The sequence below is a fragment of the Pseudoalteromonas sp. NEC-BIFX-2020_002 genome, from assembly GCF_013002825.1.
Lineage (GTDB): Bacteria > Pseudomonadota > Gammaproteobacteria > Enterobacterales > Alteromonadaceae > Pseudoalteromonas > Pseudoalteromonas neustonica.
The window spans coordinates 25,674-44,731 of the sequence record NZ_JABEPJ010000001.1 but is presented as its reverse complement, the minus strand read 5'-3'; the positions used below and the strand labels follow the sequence as shown (position 1 = coordinate 44,731).

13 protein-coding genes are annotated in these 19,058 nt (G+C 39.4%); 5 read left to right on the top strand and 8 right to left on the bottom strand.

Annotated features, from left to right (window positions below; all coding sequences use genetic code 11):
- Nucleotide 1: 1 nt before the first annotated feature.
- Together HJP15_RS00165 and ybaK are read right to left on the bottom strand one after the other, a co-directional pair.
- The gene (locus tag HJP15_RS00165; protein ID WP_170172786.1) at nt 2-2,257 is read right to left on the bottom strand and encodes an acyl-CoA dehydrogenase; all 2,256 of its coding nucleotides are present in this window, start codon (nt 2,255-2,257) and stop codon (nt 2-4) included.
- A 489-nt stretch (nt 2,258-2,746) separates the two neighbouring features.
- A complete protein-coding gene (gene ybaK, locus HJP15_RS00160; RefSeq protein WP_170172785.1) occupies nt 2,747-3,208 on the bottom strand; it encodes a Cys-tRNA(Pro) deacylase in 462 nt (153 codons plus the stop codon).
- A gap of 375 nt (nt 3,209-3,583) precedes the next feature.
- Between ybaK and HJP15_RS00155 the strand changes: the two genes are divergently transcribed.
- The gene (locus HJP15_RS00155) at nt 3,584-5,881 is read left to right on the top strand and encodes a TonB-dependent receptor domain-containing protein (protein WP_249365767.1); all 2,298 of its coding nucleotides are present in this window, start codon (nt 3,584-3,586) and stop codon (nt 5,879-5,881) included.
- Nucleotides 5,882-6,103: 222 nt separating this feature from the next.
- Here HJP15_RS00155 and feoB read toward each other — a convergent pair whose 3' ends face one another.
- The 4 genes from feoB to dnaK form a co-directional block, all read right to left on the bottom strand.
- Nucleotides 6,104-8,425 (bottom strand): Fe(2+) transporter permease subunit FeoB, encoded by a 2,322-nt coding sequence (gene feoB, locus HJP15_RS00150; protein WP_170172784.1) that lies wholly within the window; start codon nt 8,423-8,425, stop codon nt 6,104-6,106.
- Nucleotides 8,422-8,655, bottom strand: a complete 234-nt coding sequence (locus tag HJP15_RS00145; protein ID WP_054204957.1) for a FeoA family protein — start codon at nt 8,653-8,655, stop codon at nt 8,422-8,424. The genes feoB and HJP15_RS00145 overlap by 4 nt, the downstream gene beginning before the upstream one ends.
- 351 nt (nt 8,656-9,006) lie before the next feature.
- Nucleotides 9,007-10,143, bottom strand: coding sequence for a molecular chaperone DnaJ (dnaJ, locus tag HJP15_RS00140; RefSeq protein WP_054204958.1), 1,137 nt, complete (start codon nt 10,141-10,143; stop codon nt 9,007-9,009).
- 187 nt (nt 10,144-10,330) lie between these two features.
- Nucleotides 10,331-12,253 (bottom strand): molecular chaperone DnaK, encoded by a 1,923-nt coding sequence (gene dnaK / locus HJP15_RS00135; protein ID WP_064435617.1) that lies wholly within the window; start codon nt 12,251-12,253, stop codon nt 10,331-10,333.
- Between the two features lie 243 nt (nt 12,254-12,496).
- Between dnaK and HJP15_RS00130 the strand changes: the two genes are divergently transcribed.
- On the top strand, nt 12,497-13,312 hold the full coding sequence (locus tag HJP15_RS00130) for a thioesterase family protein (RefSeq protein ID WP_054204960.1): 816 nt from the start codon (nt 12,497-12,499) through the stop codon (nt 13,310-13,312).
- Here HJP15_RS00130 and HJP15_RS00125 read toward each other — a convergent pair.
- A complete protein-coding gene (locus HJP15_RS00125; RefSeq protein ID WP_082355649.1) occupies nt 13,301-14,080 on the bottom strand; it encodes a substrate-binding periplasmic protein in 780 nt (259 codons plus the stop codon). The genes HJP15_RS00130 and HJP15_RS00125 overlap by 12 nt on opposite strands.
- Nucleotides 14,081-14,213: 133 nt before the next feature.
- On the opposite strand from HJP15_RS00125, the gene HJP15_RS00120 reads away from it, so the two are divergent.
- Genes HJP15_RS00120 through HJP15_RS00110 form a run of 3 tightly spaced genes read left to right on the top strand, consistent with a single transcriptional unit; the run spans nt 14,214 to nt 17,741 of the window.
- A complete protein-coding gene (locus HJP15_RS00120) occupies nt 14,214-15,458 on the top strand; it encodes a paraquat-inducible protein A (RefSeq protein WP_170172783.1) in 1,245 nt (414 codons plus the stop codon).
- Entirely contained in the window at nt 15,451-17,106 is a 1,656-nt protein-coding gene (gene pqiB, locus HJP15_RS00115; RefSeq protein ID WP_054204961.1) for an intermembrane transport protein PqiB, read from the top strand. Before HJP15_RS00120 ends, pqiB begins: the two co-directional genes overlap by 8 nt.
- Nucleotides 17,106-17,741: a PqiC family protein gene (locus HJP15_RS00110; RefSeq protein ID WP_054204962.1), complete on the top strand. Its 636-nt coding sequence runs from the start codon at nt 17,106-17,108 to the stop codon at nt 17,739-17,741. Before pqiB ends, HJP15_RS00110 begins: the two co-directional genes overlap by 1 nt.
- A 283-nt stretch (nt 17,742-18,024) precedes the next feature.
- On the opposite strand, the gene HJP15_RS00105 is transcribed toward HJP15_RS00110, so the two are convergent.
- Nucleotides 18,025-19,050: a zinc-binding dehydrogenase gene (locus tag HJP15_RS00105; protein ID WP_170172782.1), complete on the bottom strand. Its 1,026-nt coding sequence runs from the start codon at nt 19,048-19,050 to the stop codon at nt 18,025-18,027.
- Between the last annotated feature and the right edge of the window lie 8 nt (nt 19,051-19,058).

Below are 19,058 nucleotides of genomic sequence, written 5' to 3'. Positions count from 1 at the left end.
GTTACTGATTTACTACACTTTTTAGTGGATTTATTGGCTTCGCGTTTTCGTCCAATAAGTTCATATCAAAATCAAACTCATCAACGCGGATAGCGCGTTCACGTTTTTTATTGTAATCAATCAGTTTAGCGTACTCTTCTTCAGTGATTACATTTGCAACAAGTGCATTATCAAGTGTTAGTGCAAAACGAATACCAGGTTTAATTGCTTTAGCACGTAGCGCTTTCTTCACTTTTGCGAGTAAATCTAAACACCCCATTTTCGCTTTATACGCTTGCTCATTGATGTGATGCCCATCACCTTCAACTGGCTTAACTAAATGCGTGATTTGCTTTTTAAAAGCGGTATCTAATTGCGCTTGCTTAGATAATTCACGAATTAAATCGTCACTGATTTTTGGCATTTTAGTTGAGTAGTTCATAGTGATAAAACGCATAAACTTACGTGTGCCACTTGCTGGGAAGTTATCTAAAAATTTATGCAGTGCTTCTTCAGCACTTTGTAGTGCAAAACGCGTTGCGTAGTGGAAGTACGGCGCAGCTTGCTCGCGCTCACTGCTCGCTACTTTTTGCTCGTAATACTTAATTGATGCCATTGCTGCATACAAAAAGCTCATTACGTCACCTAAGCGTGCTGAAAGCATTTCAGCTTGTTTAAGTTTCCCGCCTAATACTAATAACGAGAAATCAGCGTATACCGCAAGTTTTGCTGATAATTTTTGCGCTGCTTTTTCATATTCGCGTACTTCAGGTAATGGTGAATTGGCACCCGCTGTGAACGGTAAAACACCTAAACGGAACGCACGTAAGCTGTTTGCTACGCTGTAACCCACAGTTTTACGTAAAATGCGGTTAAACTCTTTATCAGCGCCTTTATCTTCACTGTGAATTGATTCAACCATTGACTGTAAATATGGGTGACAACGCATAACACCTTGACCAAATATCATTAGGTTACGCGTAAGAATGTTTGCGCCTTCTACCGTTATTGCAATTGGTTGTGCAACATAACCACTTGCTAAAGTATTTTGCGGGCCATTTTGAATCGCTTTACCAGCTTGAATATCCATTGCTGAATCAAGCACATCACGGCCAATTTCAGTCATGTGGTATTTAGCTATCGCCGTCACGACAGATGGCTTTAAGCCCATGCCTAAGCCTTCGGTGGTTAAAACACGCATTGCTTCTTGTAGGTATGTTTTACCAGCAATATCAGCCAGCTTTTCTTGAATACCTTCAAATTGACCAATGGCTAGACCAAATTGCTCACGTACTGCAGCGTATTCAGAGGCACCTTTAAATGCTACTTGCGCAGTACTCACGCCTAGTGCTGGTAATGAAATACCACGGCCAGCGCCTAAGCAGCTAACCAGCATTTGCCAACCACGACCGATGTTCTTTTGACCACCGATAATAAAGTCCATTGGTACAAATACTTTGTTACCACGCGTAGTACCGTTGTAAAAACGAATGCCCATTGGATCGTGGCGATTGCCAAGCTCTACACCTGGGTGCTCTTTTGGAATAAGTGCACAGGTAATGCCGAGGTTTTCTTTGCCACCTAGCAAACCATTAGGATCAACCACTTTAAATGCTAAACCAAGTACAGTCGCAATCGGTGCGAGTGTGATATAACGTTTGTCCCACGTGATCTCAAGGCCAAGTACTTCTTCGCCGTTATACATACCTTTAGTGACAGTACCTAAATCTGGAATACCACCTGCATCAGAGCCAGCTTCTGGGCTAGTTAGTGCAAAGCAAGGGATGTCACGGCCATTTGCAAGACGCGGTAAATAATGCGCTTGTTGCTCTTTAGTACCAAAATGCAGTAATAATTCGCCCGGACCTAATGAGTTCGGAACCATTACTGTTACAGCGACTGCGGAGCTTTTAGTTGCAATTGTGCCTACAATGGTAGAGTTTGCATAAGGACTAAATTCTAAACCACCAAATGACTTAGGAATGATCAATGAAAAGAAACGTTCCTTTTTTAGAAAGTCTAAAATGTACTCAGGTAAATGAATACCATTTTGAATTTGTGTGTCGTCGATCATGCCCAGTAACTCTTGTAATGGGCCGTCTATAAATGCTTGTTCGTCAGCGCTTAGCACTGCTGCTGGCACTGCGCGTAATGCGTCGAAATCTGGCTTACCTTGGTAGATAGAGCCTTCTAACCAAACATCACCCGCATCAAGGGCTTCTTGTTCAGTTATTGAAATACTTGGTAATACTTTTTTTAATTTTGTGCGTAAACTCATGATTAACTCATCCGACCAGATAATTTATATCTCTATTACGTCATAAAAATTGCTTTAGATCAATTGCTCTAACCAACTTTTTAACAGTTTTTTCAATTTATTTATCTTTAGATGTGTAAGCTATTGAATAAAAAGGGCTTACACGTGTACGCTGAAATGTATTTATTTTGCACCGATTTAATCAAAAACAACACTAAATAGAGTTTTTAATTAACCAAGCACAGAGAATAAGGACAAATAAGGTGATCAAAATCATAATCAAGGTATCCCAAAATAAAAAGTTGTGCGTTTCACAGGAGGTAATATTAGGGGTTACTTTACACAAGTAGCAGCTCTTTTTTGTATAGAGCAACCTAAGGAGAAAGGCCGGTGAAGCCTTTAGTCGTTATCACGTAACCCTCAACAATCAGCCTAATTTCATTGTTTTTAACGCCAACTGACATCGAATGGAGCTCGTATCCTCATACTTTTTTATTTGGTTAATTTACGCTAAAAATTGGCATATTGGCCGTTACATAAGTTAAGTAAACAATTAGGAGACACTGCTATTTCAAGCCCTCGCTTGCCTGCACTCACATAGATTGTCTCGAACTTTTCAGCACTGGCGTGTAAATAGGTTGCTAAACGTTTCTTTTGCCCTAAAGGGCTCACACCACCGAGTATATAACCCGTGCTGTTTTCTACTTTTTGCGGTGCAGCCATATATACTTTTTTAGCCTTACAGGCTTTTGCCAGCTGCTTTAAATTAATTTGTTGGCTAACGGGTGTAATCGCGACGATTAACGTTTGCTCAGAAGTTTCAAGCACAAGCGTTTTAAACACCTTCTCAGCAGGCAAATTTAGCTTTTCAACGGCTTCTAAACCAAAGTTTTGGTCTTTGGGATTATGCTCATAACTAAGCAGATCAAAATTTATGCGGTGTTTTTTTAGTAATTTAGTCGCTGGTGTCATTATTTTTTACCAGTTCAGTTATTTTAAAACTAGGCCTACGATTATACGCAACGTTTACTATAAGTATCCCAATTTGTGACTCTTTAATTAACAACTTTATACTCATTTTCTGTTTATAAACCCAAACTAACTTTGCAGGTTAATTGCCCTTCAAATTGATAATTTGAGAGACTACTGCGCTCAATACAAGCTTGTAGCAAGCTTGTAATAAAAATATAAAAATGCACCAAACTATTCCATTAAAGTAAATGCTCTTTTATTTTAAATTAACAAAATAAAATAAAAACATTAATTATTATAGGTTTACAAAAAACAAAATAACGCCCACTAATAATTATAGTTAATCAAAAATTAGTATTTTTTAGTAATAATTTATTGAAAAATAAGTTATTACGTATTACATTACGATCAAATGCAAATAATTATCATTTAAAAGTATTTGTTACTTTGAAACTCTCTCATCTGTTTGTATGTATTAGTACGGCCACTTGTTCAATGGGCGTATATAGCCAAAATACACACTCTGACTCCCCTGCAAATATTGAAAAAATTGAAGTTTTTGGCCATAAATTAACACTCGATAATCAAGATGTTGCCGCATCAGTTTCTTCACTAAACGCAAAAGAAATTGAACGCCAGCAAGTTGCAGATCTCACACAATTACTTAGAACATTACCGGGGGTTGACGTATCTGGCAGTGTTAATCCTTTATCAGGTCAACCTTCAATTCGTGGTTTATATGGTGAGCGAATTCATGTATCTGTCGATAATGTGAAACGAAAAAGCGAGTCTGATGGCAGCCAGAACATCGCTGTAATAAACAGTTTAGGAGTTGATCCTAACCAGTTAAAACAAGTCCAAGTATTAAGAGGTGCTGATTCTTTAACCGTAGGTTCGGGCGCACTTGGTGGAAGTATTCGTTTAGTCACCAAGAATGCAGCTGATTATTTAGCCGCTGAAAATGGTGTTGGTGTTAATGTTGCTGCAAACTATCAATCTGTTTCTGATGCTGTTTTTTATTCAGCATCGGCTTTTCATCTAACGGATACGCTTGATACCGTAGCGTACATTAGCCAAGTAAATTACAGTGATATAGACATAGTTAAAAAAGATCACGCACAAGAAGATGAAGCTATTGCACAACTCGATAAAATAAAAAATGAGTCTCAAAGAACAAATTTAACTCTAAAAAACACATGGTATTTTATGCCTGAGCATAGCCTCCAAAGTAAACTAGACTTTAGTGAAACAGAGTCACTCGATCAGCCTTACGGGCAAAGACTCGATTTGGGGATCACCTACCCGACACTCAGTGAAGATTACAAAAATGACTACATTGAAGGTATGCTTAATTACACATACCAACCTCAAAATATGTTTATCGACCTTGACGTACAGGCTTTTTATAGCAAAAAAACCTACGATGAGACTACGAATGGCTACATTATGCGAGGTGAAAATAAAATAGACTTTGATAAAGTCAGTAATGGTGAAAACAAACGCTATGGATTGAGAGTTGCCAACCTCGCAACATTCACGGGCTTAATTGACCATAAATTGGCTATCGAGTTTAGTTTTGATCGCGAACTATTTGACCAGCAACAATATGAAAAAAAGACCCTCTCAAGTTACTACGGACAAAGCCAAGGCGATAATGTATCGCTGTCAGTAATCGACCAAAGTGAATTCTTTAATAAACGTATTCTTTTAACTGCGGGGCTTCGTTACGACAATTATGATCGTAGCAGCGACACCTTTATTAGTTTTGCTGATAATAAAAATAATGCATTATCAAAAGAATTAGGAGTAACATTTAAGGCCACTGAGAATATAAATTTTTATATGAAAGCGGCTGAGGCATTCAGAGCCCCTTCGTTACAAGAGCTGTATAAAAAAGATGAATGGCGCTGTCATATCGGCGGTAAGTTATGCTATTCAGAACCCCAGCCTAATTTAAAAGCTGAGAGTGCTTTAAATTATGAAGGAGGTATCGGCTTCGCATGGCAAGATACTGCATACATTGATCAGCTCAGCATTAAAGCCATATATTTTAAAAGTAACATTGATGATTACATAGATAACGTACCGTATATGTACTACATCGACGCCGACGGTAATAAGCAGCTCGGTTCACCTGGTCCTGATCCTGCCAATGGAATCCCTGTTGCAACACATCGAGATTATAGTGCTAAAAATATTGGTCAGCTAAAAAGTGAAGGCTTTGAAATAGAGGCAAAGTATCAATACAAAAATCTCGATATGTACCTAGGGTATGCAAAACTAAACATGGACATTATAGGCCTGCCTAACTTCTTTTTAGGAACAATTGATTACAATAAACAGCCTTATGCTGAAGCCCCAGCAAATAAGTTAACGTGGAATACCAATTATCAATTAAACGATAACTTTAATGTGGGTATACAATTACTCCATTACAGGGCGCAGCAACGCCTTAGTGACACATACAAAAAATATGGCTATGGCACAAGTACATACAGTATTTACAACTTAAATGCACAGTATCAAGGTAGTGATAGCCTCAGTAATCTCAGTGTTCGCTTTGGCGTAAACAACCTAACCAATAAGCGTTATTTACGCGCACCTGCCAGCGAAGCAAACGATCCAAGTGAGTTAGGGAGAAACTACAAGGTGACGCTTAGTTACCAATTTTAATTGTTCAAGCTCAGATTAAGGTATTTATAATTTAGAATTAGTTATACCAAACAACTTTAAATACGTGTTTCAGCTGTAATAAAAAGCGAATGTCATTGCTGCAAATTAACACATTAATTTTAAAGTTGTTTGAGTACATAAGCGTAGATACGCGACACAGTAGTGTATCTACGCTGCTCATAAACAACTACATGCGAATAGTTGATAAATATGGCTCCTAGATTAAATAATATTCACCACCGGGATCAAGCGGCTTTTAGCTGCCATGCGTTTTCCATAAATACGCATTGAGCTTACCGCTAACGCAACCACCACAGCACAACCCAACAACCAAAAAGCTGAGAACATAGGTGAGTGTTTAAAATTACCCACTTGATAAACTACTGAGGCGGTAATGTAGGCGAGACCTGTTGACCAAGTCGCTACAAATAGCATCCACTTCATTCCAGCTTCTCTATACATGGCGCCCATAACAGCAACACATGGGGTATATAACAGTACAAACACCAAGTAACTAAATGCGGCTAATTGACTACTAAATAAATTTTCCATAGTCGCGTACGTTGACACATTAACATCTTGATCTACCGCAGCACTCGTTTGGTCACTCACATTCGCGACATTTAGTCCTAACGGATCGAGTAAATTACCAAAAACATCCCGTAAATTGGCAGGCACGCTGGAAAAAGCTTCACCTACTTTATCAAGAACTTTAACCGGTTCATCGCTTGTCGTATTTGCACCTTCTAAGTTTGAATATAAGCTATCTAGCGTACCAACCACCGCTTCTTTAGCAAACACGCCTGTAAATATACCCACTGTAGCAGGCCAATTATCTTGCTCAACACCAATTGGAGAAAATATTGGCGTTGCGAATTTTGATATTTCACTCAGCATTGATTTATCAGTGTTGTCGTTACCAAAGGTGTAATCGGTACCAAATGAACTTAGTATTTTAAGAATAACAAAAACGACGATAATCGTTTTACCAGCGCGCATACAAAAGCTTTTTAAACGCTCCCATGCTTTATAAAGTACCCCTTTTGCCGTAGGCATATGATACGCAGGCAACTCTAAAATAAACGGTGTAAGGGTTGGACTAAATAAGGTATTTTTAAGTACTAACCCTGTCAATACCGCCATTACTATGCCCAGTATATACAGTGCAAACACAAGGTTTTGACCATTGGTTGTAAAAAATGCGGCAACAAATAATGCATAAACACTTAACCGAGCACCACATGACATAAACGGCGACATGGCAATCGTCAATAAACGATCTTTATGAGTTTCTAATGTCCGTGTGGCCATAACCGATGGCACGTTACAACCAAAACCAACAATTAAGGGTACAAACGCTTTACCAGGTAAACCTATGGCCCGCATTAATCTATCCATAATAAATGCAGCGCGAGCCATGTAGCCTGAATCCTCAATAAAAGCTAAGCAGAAATATAAAAAGCCAATAACAGGAATAAAGGTCGCAACTAACTGAATACCGCCACCGATACCATCGGCTAATAATGCACGTAACCAATCAGGCGCACCGACTGAAGTAAGTATTTGCCCAAAGCCATCAACCAAAATAGCGCCAACGGCAATATCAAAAAAATCTATAAATGCACCGCCAACATTCACCGCAACTGTAAACATTACGTACATAATAGCTAGGAAGATTGGGATCCCTAAAAATCGGTTGATCACTATTGCATCAATTTTATCACTAATCGTATCTGATGCTACACCCTTGGTATTTTGAACTTGATCAGCAAGCTGATGTGCAAATTCATATCGCCCGTTAGCAAATAGCACATCAAGTTCATGATGATCAGCAAATTGTGCAAACTGTGTTTTAGCCAATGCCTGTGTATCTTGATCAGCGTAACTAAAACAGCTTTCATCTTGCTCTAATAAACGCAGTGCAAGCCATTGAGTATCTACATTGTCTATTTTTTTATCACTTGCTTGTAGGCTTTTAACAATTTTTTTTGTCGCATGCATTACTTTTTGATCATAATGCGGCACATGCGACGACACCTGCTTAAGCTCTAAGCCTTTAGCAATGCATAACTTTAATCCTGTAATCCCTTTTTTATTATTGGCACTTAACGCAATTACAGGGCAACCTAACTTTTCTTCTAGGGCTTTAGTATCTATCACTAAGCCATTTCGCTTAGCAACATCAACCATATTTAACACGATAACCAAAGGTACTTTCATTTCAAGTAGCTGTGCGGTCAGGTATAAATTTCGTTCCAGGTTTGATGCATCTAATATATTAATGATCAGCTCAGCCTCGCCACTTAGCGCATAATCTCGTGCTATTTTTTCGTCAAGTGGTGTTTGCGAGTTTACATCAAGTGAGTATGTGCCCGGTAAATCAACCAAATCAACGCGCTGATCAGCAACCTTGAACTGACCAATTTTTTTATCGATCGTCACGCCTGACCAATTTCCAACTTTTTGCTTACTGCCTGTTAGTGCATTAAAAAGCGTGGTTTTACCACAGTTAGGGTTACCAATAACAGCTATGTTTGGATTCATACAGCAAGTTCCAAATTAATCGATTGAGCCTCAGCTTTACGAAGACTTAAAACAGTACCACGCACTTTGATAATCATAGGGTCACCAAACGGAGAAAAACGTAGCACATGGACAGGCGCACCAGGGGTAAGCCCCATCGCGAGTAATTTTTGACGCAGCAAACTTGCATTGGGATCAATGCTTACCACAGAGCCATGTTGGCCGATAGTTAATTTATCTAATGTTAACATGCCGTCTTATTCTATTAATTACATCAATGGGCTGATTTTACGCCGATTATCCAATCATGCAAGTGAGACTGATTATCATATCGATAAGTATACAAAATAAAGCAAAAACGAGATGTAATTACCTGTTATAGGTATGTTTTTTAGTAGCTAGAGTTAATGAGTTAACCGTTATTGACTGCTTAGATGAGGTATTCGTTCTTTGCATATTTCATAGATGTTAATTAACTGTTTTTTTTAAATTTAACTTTTTATCAAGCAAGTTACTTTTAGGTGGGGTAATTTGTAAATTAATAATAAAGTTTTCAAACAAAAAATGGCGCTAATTAGCGCCATTTTATGAGTAATGAGTTATTACTTCGTCAGGTCATCAAAGAACTTTTTTACACCATCAAAAAAGCCTTTTTCTTTTGGACGATTTTTTGAACCATCCTTACCCATACTTTGCTCAAGCTCTTGGAGTAATTCACGTTGGCGCTCATTTAAGTTCACCGGCGTTTCAATTACTACCTTACAAATTAAATCGCCTATAGCGCCGCTGCGTACAGACTTAACACCTTTACCGCGCATGCGGAACATTTTGCCTGTTTGACTTTCTGTTGGGATTTTTAATTTAGCACGACCATCTAAGGTAGGTACTTCAATTTCACCGCCCAATGCCGCTGTTGTAAAGCCAATGGGTACTTCGCAATAAAGGTTATTGCCATCACGTTCAAATATGCGGTGTTCACGCACTGATACTTGAACATATAAGTCCCCAGCTGGTGCACCGTGCACACCTGCTTCACCTTCACCCGATAAACGGATACGGTCGCCAGTATCAACGCCCGCAGGAATTTTAACTGATAATGTTTTAGTTTTTTCTACACGACCTTGGCCATGGCAGCTGTTACATGGATCAGAAATAATCTGACCAGTCCCCTGACATGTCGGGCATGTTTGCTGTACAGCAAAGAAACCTTGGCGCATTTGCACTTGGCCTGCACCATGACACGTTGTACATGTTTTAGGTTTAGATCCCGCTTTTGCACCACTGCCGTCACATGGCGAGCAGCTTACCCAAGTGGGTACTTTAATTTCAACTTCTTTACCACGAACCGCTTCTTCTAAGCTTAAGTCCATGTTGTAACGTAAATCGGAACCGCGTTGTTGACGTGATTGACGTCGACCACCGCCGCCACCAAAAATATCACCAAATACATCACCGAAGATGTCACCAAAATCACCTTGACCGTGGCCACCATGACCACCGCCGCCGCCACCTTGTTCAAATGCAGCATGACCGTATTGATCATACATTTGACGTTTTTGAGCATCGGTTAAAATCTCGTAGGCTTCTTTAACTTCCTTGAACTTAGTTTCAAGTTCTTTATCGCCTGCGGTACGGTCTGGATGATATTTCATCGCTAAGCGTTTATACGCTTTTTTAACGTCTCTTTCGCTGGCATCTTTTGCCACTCCAAGGACTTCATAATAATCGCGTTTTGACATATCTATCACACTACTCTTTTCTTACTGCAGCTTGGCTGCGGATAAACCGATAAATCACATCGATTTACCATCTAATTTACATGCAAAAGGCGCGTCAAGCTTTTGCCTGCGCGCCTAAGGTGTTCATCCTAACTTAAATCATGACACTATTCATCGTGTTTTTAGTTAGGCGAAGCGCTAACAACAATTACTTGTCGTCTTTTACTTCTTCGAACTCAGCATCAACTACGTCGTCATCTTGTTTAGCTGACTGTTGTTGCTGTTGCTCGCCTGCATCAGCGCTGCCTTGTTGGGCTTTAGCTTGTGCAATTTCCATTAATTTTTGTGACTTTTCAGCTAGAGCTTGAGTTTTTGCTTCAATCTCGTCTTTTTTGTCACTCTTAATAGCGGCTTCTAAATCTACTACAGCGGCTTCGATAGCGTCTTTATCTTCGGCTGGAAGTGCATCGCCCGCTTCTTCAATTTGCTTACGTGTACCGTGAACCATTGCATCAGCTTGGTTACGTGCTGCTACAAGCTCTTCGAATTTTTTATCTTCTTCGGCATTAACTTCAGCATCACGAACCATTTTTTCAACTTCTTCATCACTTAAACCTGAAGACGCTTGAATCGTAATTTTTTGCTCTTTACCTGTATCTTTATCTTTTGCAGATACATGTAAGATACCATCAGCATCTACATCGAATGTTACTTCGATTTGTGGTGTACCACGTTGTGCTGGACGAATACCTTCTAGGTTAAATTGACCTAAAGACTTATTGTCACTTGAACGTTTACGCTCACCTTGTAGTACGTGAATCGTTACCGCTGCTTGGTTATCTTCAGCTGTTGAGAAAGTTTGCGATTTCTTAGTAGGAATCGTCGTGTTTTTCTCAATTAACGCAGTCATTACTGAACCCATTGTCTCGATACCTAGAGACAGTGGAGAAACGTCTAGTAATAGTACATCTTTAACGTCACCAGCTAGCACGCCACCTTGAATCGCTGCGCCTACTGCAACTGCTTCATCAGGGTTAACATCTTTACGTGGCTCTTTACCAAAGAACTCAGTTACTGTTTTTTGTACTAGTGGCATACGTGTTTGGCCACCAACAAGAATAATGTCGTTGATGTCGCTAACAGTTAAATCAGCATCCGCTAGAGCACGCTTAAGTGGTTCAATTGATTTAAGTACTAAGTCTTCAACCAGTGACTCAAGCTTAGCACGTGTTAATTTCACGTTCATATGCTTAGGACCTGATGCATCAGCAGTTACATACGGAAGATTTACTTCTGTAGATTGTGCAGATGAAAGCTCAATTTTTGCTTTTTCAGCAGCTTCTTTAACACGTTGCATTGCAAGTGGGTCAGTCTTTAAATCTAGACCTTGATCTTTCTTGAATTCAGCTACTAAGTAGTTAATAACACGGTTATCGAAATCTTCACCACCTAAGTGAGTGTCACCATTGGTAGCAAGTACTTCAAATGTGTGCTCGCCTTCAACTTCATCAATCTCAATGATTGATAAATCGAAAGTACCACCACCTAAGTCATACACTGCAACAATGTTTTCGCCTTTATTTTTATCCATACCGTAAGCAAGTGCTGCGGCTGTAGGCTCATTGATAATACGCTTAACTTCAAGACCCGCAATACGGCCAGCATCTTTTGTTGCTTGGCGCTGTGAATCGTTAAAGTATGCAGGAACAGTAATAACGGCTTCTGTTACTTCTTCGCCAAGGAAATCTTCAGCGGTTTTTTTCATTTTTTTCAAAACTTCAGCTGAAATTTGTGGTGCTGCGCGTTTTTCACCGCCTGCTTCAACCCATGCATCACCGTTATCTGCTTTGATGATTTTAAAAGGCATGATGCCGATATCGCGTTGTACTTCTTCGTCTTCAAAACGACGACCGATTAGACGCTTAATCGCAAATAATGTGTTGGTTGGGTTTGTCACTGCTTGGCGTTTTGCAGGTTGACCAACAAGTGTTTCACCATCTTGCGTGTAAGCAATAATTGATGGTGTTGTGCGATCGCCTTCCGCGTTTTCAATTACGCGTGCTTTACCGCCGTCTAGTACTGCAACACAAGAGTTTGTAGTACCTAAATCGATTCCAATAATTTTACCCATGAAACATCTCCAACTTCAAAATTCATTAATACGTTCGATGACTAGTAAATAGGGATGCACAGAACTGAATTCAACTGTAAAAATGAAAAAAAAGTGATTTTTTATCATTTATTTTGCAAATAACCCTGATAATTGTATGGATTGATGTTTTTTGCGTCAATCAACCCACACACAAACTGGTCTGATGAGTTTTTCCGTGCTATAAAATTGCAATAATAAATAATCATTACACAAGGAACTGCTATGCATTTCGATCAACTCCTTCAAAGCGCCGCACATATTGGCCTTATGCCAGCCCACGAACAAGCCAAAGCAACAATGCAATTTCCGGCTAATTGGTGCCAAGGCAGAACAGCGTTTGGGGGGCTTTCAGCGTCTTTACTTTATCAAGCAATGCGCCAACAAGTTGAAGCAAGTCGTCGATTACTATCAATAAGTACGAACTTTGTCGGTCCTTTATTAGCTGATACTGAGTTTTCGTTAATAGTAGAGGTTTTAAGAGAAGGTAAAAGCAGTACGCAAGTATTAGCAAAGGCAGTGCAAAATAATCAAGTGAGTGTAGTAGTACAAGCATGCTTCGCTAAACCCCGTGATTCAGCAATTAATGTGCCTGTTACTAAAACGATGGACTTGAAACCTGTTGATCCACGTTACACTTTGCCTTTTAAGTCAGGCGCGATGCCGGAATTTTTTCAGCATGTTGATTTGTGCCCACAACAAGGCGCTATGCCGTTTGCTGGTGCAGATACATCGCACTTAGGTGGCTGGATGCGATTAAAAGAATCGCCGAATGAAATAACCGAAGCCCATATTATTGCTTTGACGGATGCATGGCCGCCAACATTACTACAAATGTTTAAGCAACCTGCTCCTGCAAGTAGTATGTCTTGGTATTTGGAGTTTGTACAAATGCCGCAGTTAGGTGCGCAGCAATGGCTTGGCTTTGAGGCAATAACACAGCATTGTAAACATGGTTATGGCTTAGAGGATGGCTGTATCTGGTCACAGTCAGGAGAATTAATCGCGCTTACTCGTCAAACCGTTGCGTTATTTGATTAATTCTGGATTGACTACTTGCGCATAATCACTGCCTTCAAAAGCCATAATTGCACGGTACTCACCATTTTCTTTGATATGGGTAAGCCCCATATCAAAGACTTCTTGTAATACTTGGCTATTGAAGTATGCCGGACGAGGAGCTTCTTTAAAAATAGGATGGATAGTAATCACCTGCGCCAGTGCGTGCTTTTTCTGGTATTGCTGGAAATAATACAAGAAAACCCGTTTTTCAAGCACAATCACATCAACCCATTCTTTTAATAAGTTATCAACCTGCGCAGCCTGATTTACCACTTCATCATAAAATTGTAATCTTGTGGTAATAGTTTTAAATGGAGCTGGTAAAAATGCCGTTGCATTTTGAAATGCTAATACGCTCTTCCCTGTTAAGTCATAAATTGTATTTATTATGTAATCGTTCTTTTTGAGACTAACCGCAACATTTTGATACGCAAGTAAGCTATCACTTGAATAAATCCCCCGCGAGTATCCACCAGCGTAATTTAGAGCAACATCAATTTTTCTTTGCTCAAGCAGCTGCTCTGCACGCTTATTAGACATATAGACGATTTCTAAATTGGTTATACCTTGACTTTTAAAGGCTGATTTAAGAATTTCTAGTTGTAAACCCGTACTATCATCACTAAAAACATATGGAGGCAGTGATGCGCTCGCAGCAATTGTAATTCGATCAGTTAGCTTTGGGGCACTTAAAGCAAGTGAATCAATACTAAATAAAACAAACAATATTGCTAATAAATATTTCATATTAAACCTTATAAAATCAAACACCGACGCTTACAGTGTTAAGAGATATTTGCCAAGTAAATTTATCAGGTAATTGTATTTACAATATAATTGATGCAAACTTGTCTTATATTACTTGTCAGTGGATATTAATTTGCAAACAGCTTGCCCTAACTGTGATTTAATTATCGAAGTTCCTCGGATAGCTGCTAAGCAAGTGGCTGTTTGTCCACACTGCCACACTAAGCTTTGCTCTGCAAACCTAAATAACGATGCACGAATAGTAGCCTTAAGTCTTAGCTCGCTTATCATGCTACTCAGTAGTATGTTCTACCCTTTTATCTCATTTAGCAGTAGTGGTATTACCCAAACTATAACCCTTCCCGACGCGGCTCGCATACTTTTTAACTACGACAGTGATTTACTTGGCATTTTTATTGATCTGAGTATTATCGGTTTGCCTATGGCGTTATTGGTAACATTAATCCCATTGCATTTAGGTTTATTGAAAGTACTTCCTTATGGTTTTGCCAAACGATTGCTTAAATATACATTAGCCATTGAACCTTGGGTCATGTCTGAAATATTTTTAATTGGTGTGTTAGTCAGTATGGTTAAAATTATGTCCATGGCTGATATTAGTTTTGGGGTGAGTTTTTGGGCTTATGTGGCATTTGTTATTTTTTATATTGCTACGCTTACGCAACTCAATCACAGGCGACTGTGGGATCAAGTTCAACCAATAAAAGCGATTAAATACGTTCATCATAGTCACCGAGCAATAGATAATAACGTACGTTCATGCCATGTTTGCCATCAACTGAGTGACTCTCAATACTGTACTCGGTGCAACACAAAAACACATATACGTAATCCCCATAGTGTACAAAAAGCTGCTGCATGGCTTATTACTTCCGTTGCGTGTTATATCCCAGCCAATATTTTCCCTATAATGTACACCACCAGCTTAGGAGATGAATCCCCCTCTACCTTAATTGGTGGCGTAATAGTATTGTGGCAAGCGGGCTCTTATCCTATTGCGCTAATAATCTTTTTAGCCAGTGTAGTCGTGCCTTTAGCAAAAGCATTAATCCTTACGCTTTTATGTTTATTAGTTAGTAAACCGGCAAATAGCCAAACAAAAGGCTATACCAAGGTATACTTATTAACTGAGTTTATAGGACGCTGGTCTATGATTGATGTATTTGTTGTGGCAATTTTAGTAGCCTTAGTCCAACTTGGGAACTTAATGTCGGTAACCCCCGGTATAGGCACAATATTTTTTACAGTTATGGTAATTTGCCAAATGTTGGCAGCGCACGCATTTGATCCTCGACTATTATGGGATTCTCCAAGCAATGATAATAAACACAAACAATTAGAGAAAAAACATGAGTGAAATAGCTAACATCAAAAAAGAGCCAACTATTTCAGGTATTTGGATAATTCCTATTATTGCTTTATTGGTTGGCGCATGGATGCTATATCAGTATCAAGCAAGTAAAGGTGCCACGATCTACATCTCGATGCCTCAAGCTGAGGGTATTGTTGCGGGTAAAACAGAAATAAAAGTACGCAGCGTAAAAATTGGCCATATTGATCATGTTCGTCTCTCTAGTGACAAAAACAGTGTTATTGCACGTGCACAAATAGATAAACATTATGATAGCTTACTTACTGATGACGCCACTATATGGGTTGTCAAGCCGCGTATTGATGAAACGGGGATCAGTGGTATGAGTACATTATTATCCGGTGTTTACTTGGAATTCGCCCCAGGAGAAAGTAAAAACATCACCGACCGTTTTGATTTACAAGATGAACCTGCACTAATAGGTAAAGATGTTAAAGGGGGTCGTTTCACATTACAAAGCTTTAATGCAGAAGTCATGGAGGTCAGCACCGGAATTTTCTTTAAAAACTATAAAATTGGCCAAATTGAAACGGCGACTTTTGATTGGAAAAATCAAGCCATGAAGTATGGTATTTTTATCAATGAACCTTATCAAAATTTGATCACTCTGAATTCTATTTTTTGGGTCAACTCGGGTATTGAAATTGATTTATCAGCTGATGGAATTAACTTCAAAACAGGCTCATTGAGTAAGTTATTAAAAGGGGGAATTTCGGTCGGTTTACCAGAACAACAAGCGCCGGGTGACTTTGCCCAAGACGGCCATGGTTTTTCTTTAAGTAACAGCTATCAAGATGCTCTTGAAGAACGTTTTTATGATTTTGATTATTACTTAATTGAATTTGAACAATCAATACGTGGTCTACGTGCGGGTGCACCTGTTGAATACAGAGGCATGCGTGTTGGCACTGTAGTAGAGGCGCCAGCAAATGTTATTATTGACGGTAAACCCGCTCATTTTAAAACAGATAACACCGCAGTTCCTGCACTTATAAAAATAGAGTACGGCCGTATGTATCACGACAGTGCTTCGGCTAAAGAGTTTTGGAAAAGCAGTGTTGATGGTTGGATTAAAAACGGTCTGCGTGCGTCATTAAAGCCGGGGAATTTACTTACGGGTGCTGTGTATGTTGATTTTGATATTTATCACGATACACCTGAAGCTCAACTCACATCTATTGCTCAATACCAAGTGTTTCCCAGTGTTTCCAGTGGTATTACGGTGCTTGCAGATCAAGTCTCTGATGTACTCAATAAAGTAAACAGTTTAAAAATTGAAGATAGCTTAGCGCAAATGCAGTCTACATTTGCCGATTACCAAGCACTGGCTAATGAAATGCGTGCGTTGTTAAGCAAACAAGATACACAAAATTTACCCGGTGACTTTAACCGCAATTTTGCTGAAATGACTAAAAGCATGCAGCAATTTGATATTACTATGAAACAATTTGAAAAAACCATGGCGAGTTATCAGCAAGGTTCACAATTTCATCATCAGTTACAACAAACACTGTCTGAGTTTAAGCGTTTGAGTGAAGAATTACAGCCATTAACTCGTGGTTTAAACGAACAACCTAACATGTTTATTTTTGACAAATCATTACCCGCAGATCCAACGCCGAGGAAACAATAATGCCATATACTTTCATCGCTAAAGTGCTAATAGCAATAAGTCTGACATTATTAACCGGATGCAGTCAGTCACTTAATTCATCTATTGAATATTATCAATTCGAGCAGGCTATCAAGCCAATTCAACGAAATAGTATTGATACCTCAACACAGTTACGTATTAATACTGTTACTTTACGCGGCGCGTTAAACAATCGTGGAATTGCAATGAAAATAGATAATAATCAAATCAATGCGGCTAATTATCATTTATGGAGTGAAGCACCTGATCAAATGCTTACAGCAAGCAGTCATCAGACTTTGTTTACCGCGCTTGATGATTGGATGGTTGTCAAAGGCTTGCCTGTGATCACTGATAAAGATCAACAAAGCTATTATGAATTAGAATATGAGCTACACCACTTTTATGGTGATAAACAAGGTAATGCAGATATAGCTGGGCTTTGGCGTCTTTACTATACCTCATTTGAGCAAGGTCGTTCTTTACAAGCGGTTCACTATTTTAGTGAGCTAACCCCCTTAGTTGAGAATGACTATGAAGGGCTTGTTGCTAGCCTAGAAAAAACCTGGCATACCATTAATTTACAAGTAGCAGCTCAGTTGCACACCATTAAAAGGTCTTCAAAAATACATTAATAGCGAGTGCATCGGGGCTTATGATCACCTTAGTATAATCACTAAAGTCCAGCTTTTTAAAGACTCGTTTGGAAGCTGTATTGTCTTGTAAAGTAATTGCACTTATTACATCAAACTGTTGACTCGCAGCTTGCAGTAGCGCATTACATCCCTGTGTTTATACCCTTTCCCCACATATTCGGATAATAGTGCATAACCGAGATCAGGGCTATTTACCTTTAACTAAAAAAGCCCCGTTGATATTCGGGGCTTCTTCGTTTTTATTTCTCGCGAACAAGGATAGTTAAGTATGGTTAACCTGCACTATTTGCTTACCGGTAAACCCCCCATTAACTTGCATATTGAGTGCATTGGAAATACTTATTGCATCAAATTTAACTGCAGTAATAGCAGGGATCATGAGTGTGCCTTGCGCCATATTTTCGAGCAATAAATTTCCCATAAAACTCATTCGCTGTTGAGCGCACAAGCTATTAGCCAGCCATGCCCCTCCTAATGAAACAATACCAATATTAGGCGCTCGCCTAAACATCAACTCTTGCTCAAATTTAGGCAGTGGATTTAAACAGGCTATACGACCACAAAATCGCATTAATTCAACATTACGCACTGTTGTTTCACCACCAATTGAATCCAGTACCGCATCAAAACCTTGTGGGCCTAACTCTTTCTTGATTTTTTCACTGAGTTTTTTATCGGTATAATCAAACACAGCATCAGCACCCAGTTTTTTAACAAGTTTATGATTTCGCTTACTTGCCGTTGTAAAAACAGTGGCACCACGTTGCTTGGCAAACTGAATTGCAAATTGACCAACAGCACCTGCGCCGGCTTCAATCAGGATTGAATCGCCCTCTGTCAATTGCAATTTATCAAGCGCAATTAACGCTGACATCCCCGCACAAGGTAACACCGCAGCATCGCTAAATGTGACTTCATCTGGTATTAGTGACACAGCGTAATTAGGGACTTTGGCGTATTCAGACAGCACGCCTTGCTCACCAATATTACCATGCCACATTACCCGCGAGCCTATCTCAGGGAATATCCCCTTACGTGCTTTAACAACCACCCCCACAGCATCTAAGCCAAGAGTGTGGGGGTATTGCCATTTGCAAAAGCCCTGTTTAGCAAAGTATGCATCAACGGGATTTAAGCCAACATACTCAACTTTGATCAGCAGTTCATTGTCTACAATTTCTGGCACAGGCAATTCCAACTCAGATAAATCGATCTGCTCGTTGGGCTCAAGTAGCGCAATCGCGCGCATAGTTGCGGGAATTGGCGATAAAAAATCAGTATGTGGCATCAATAACT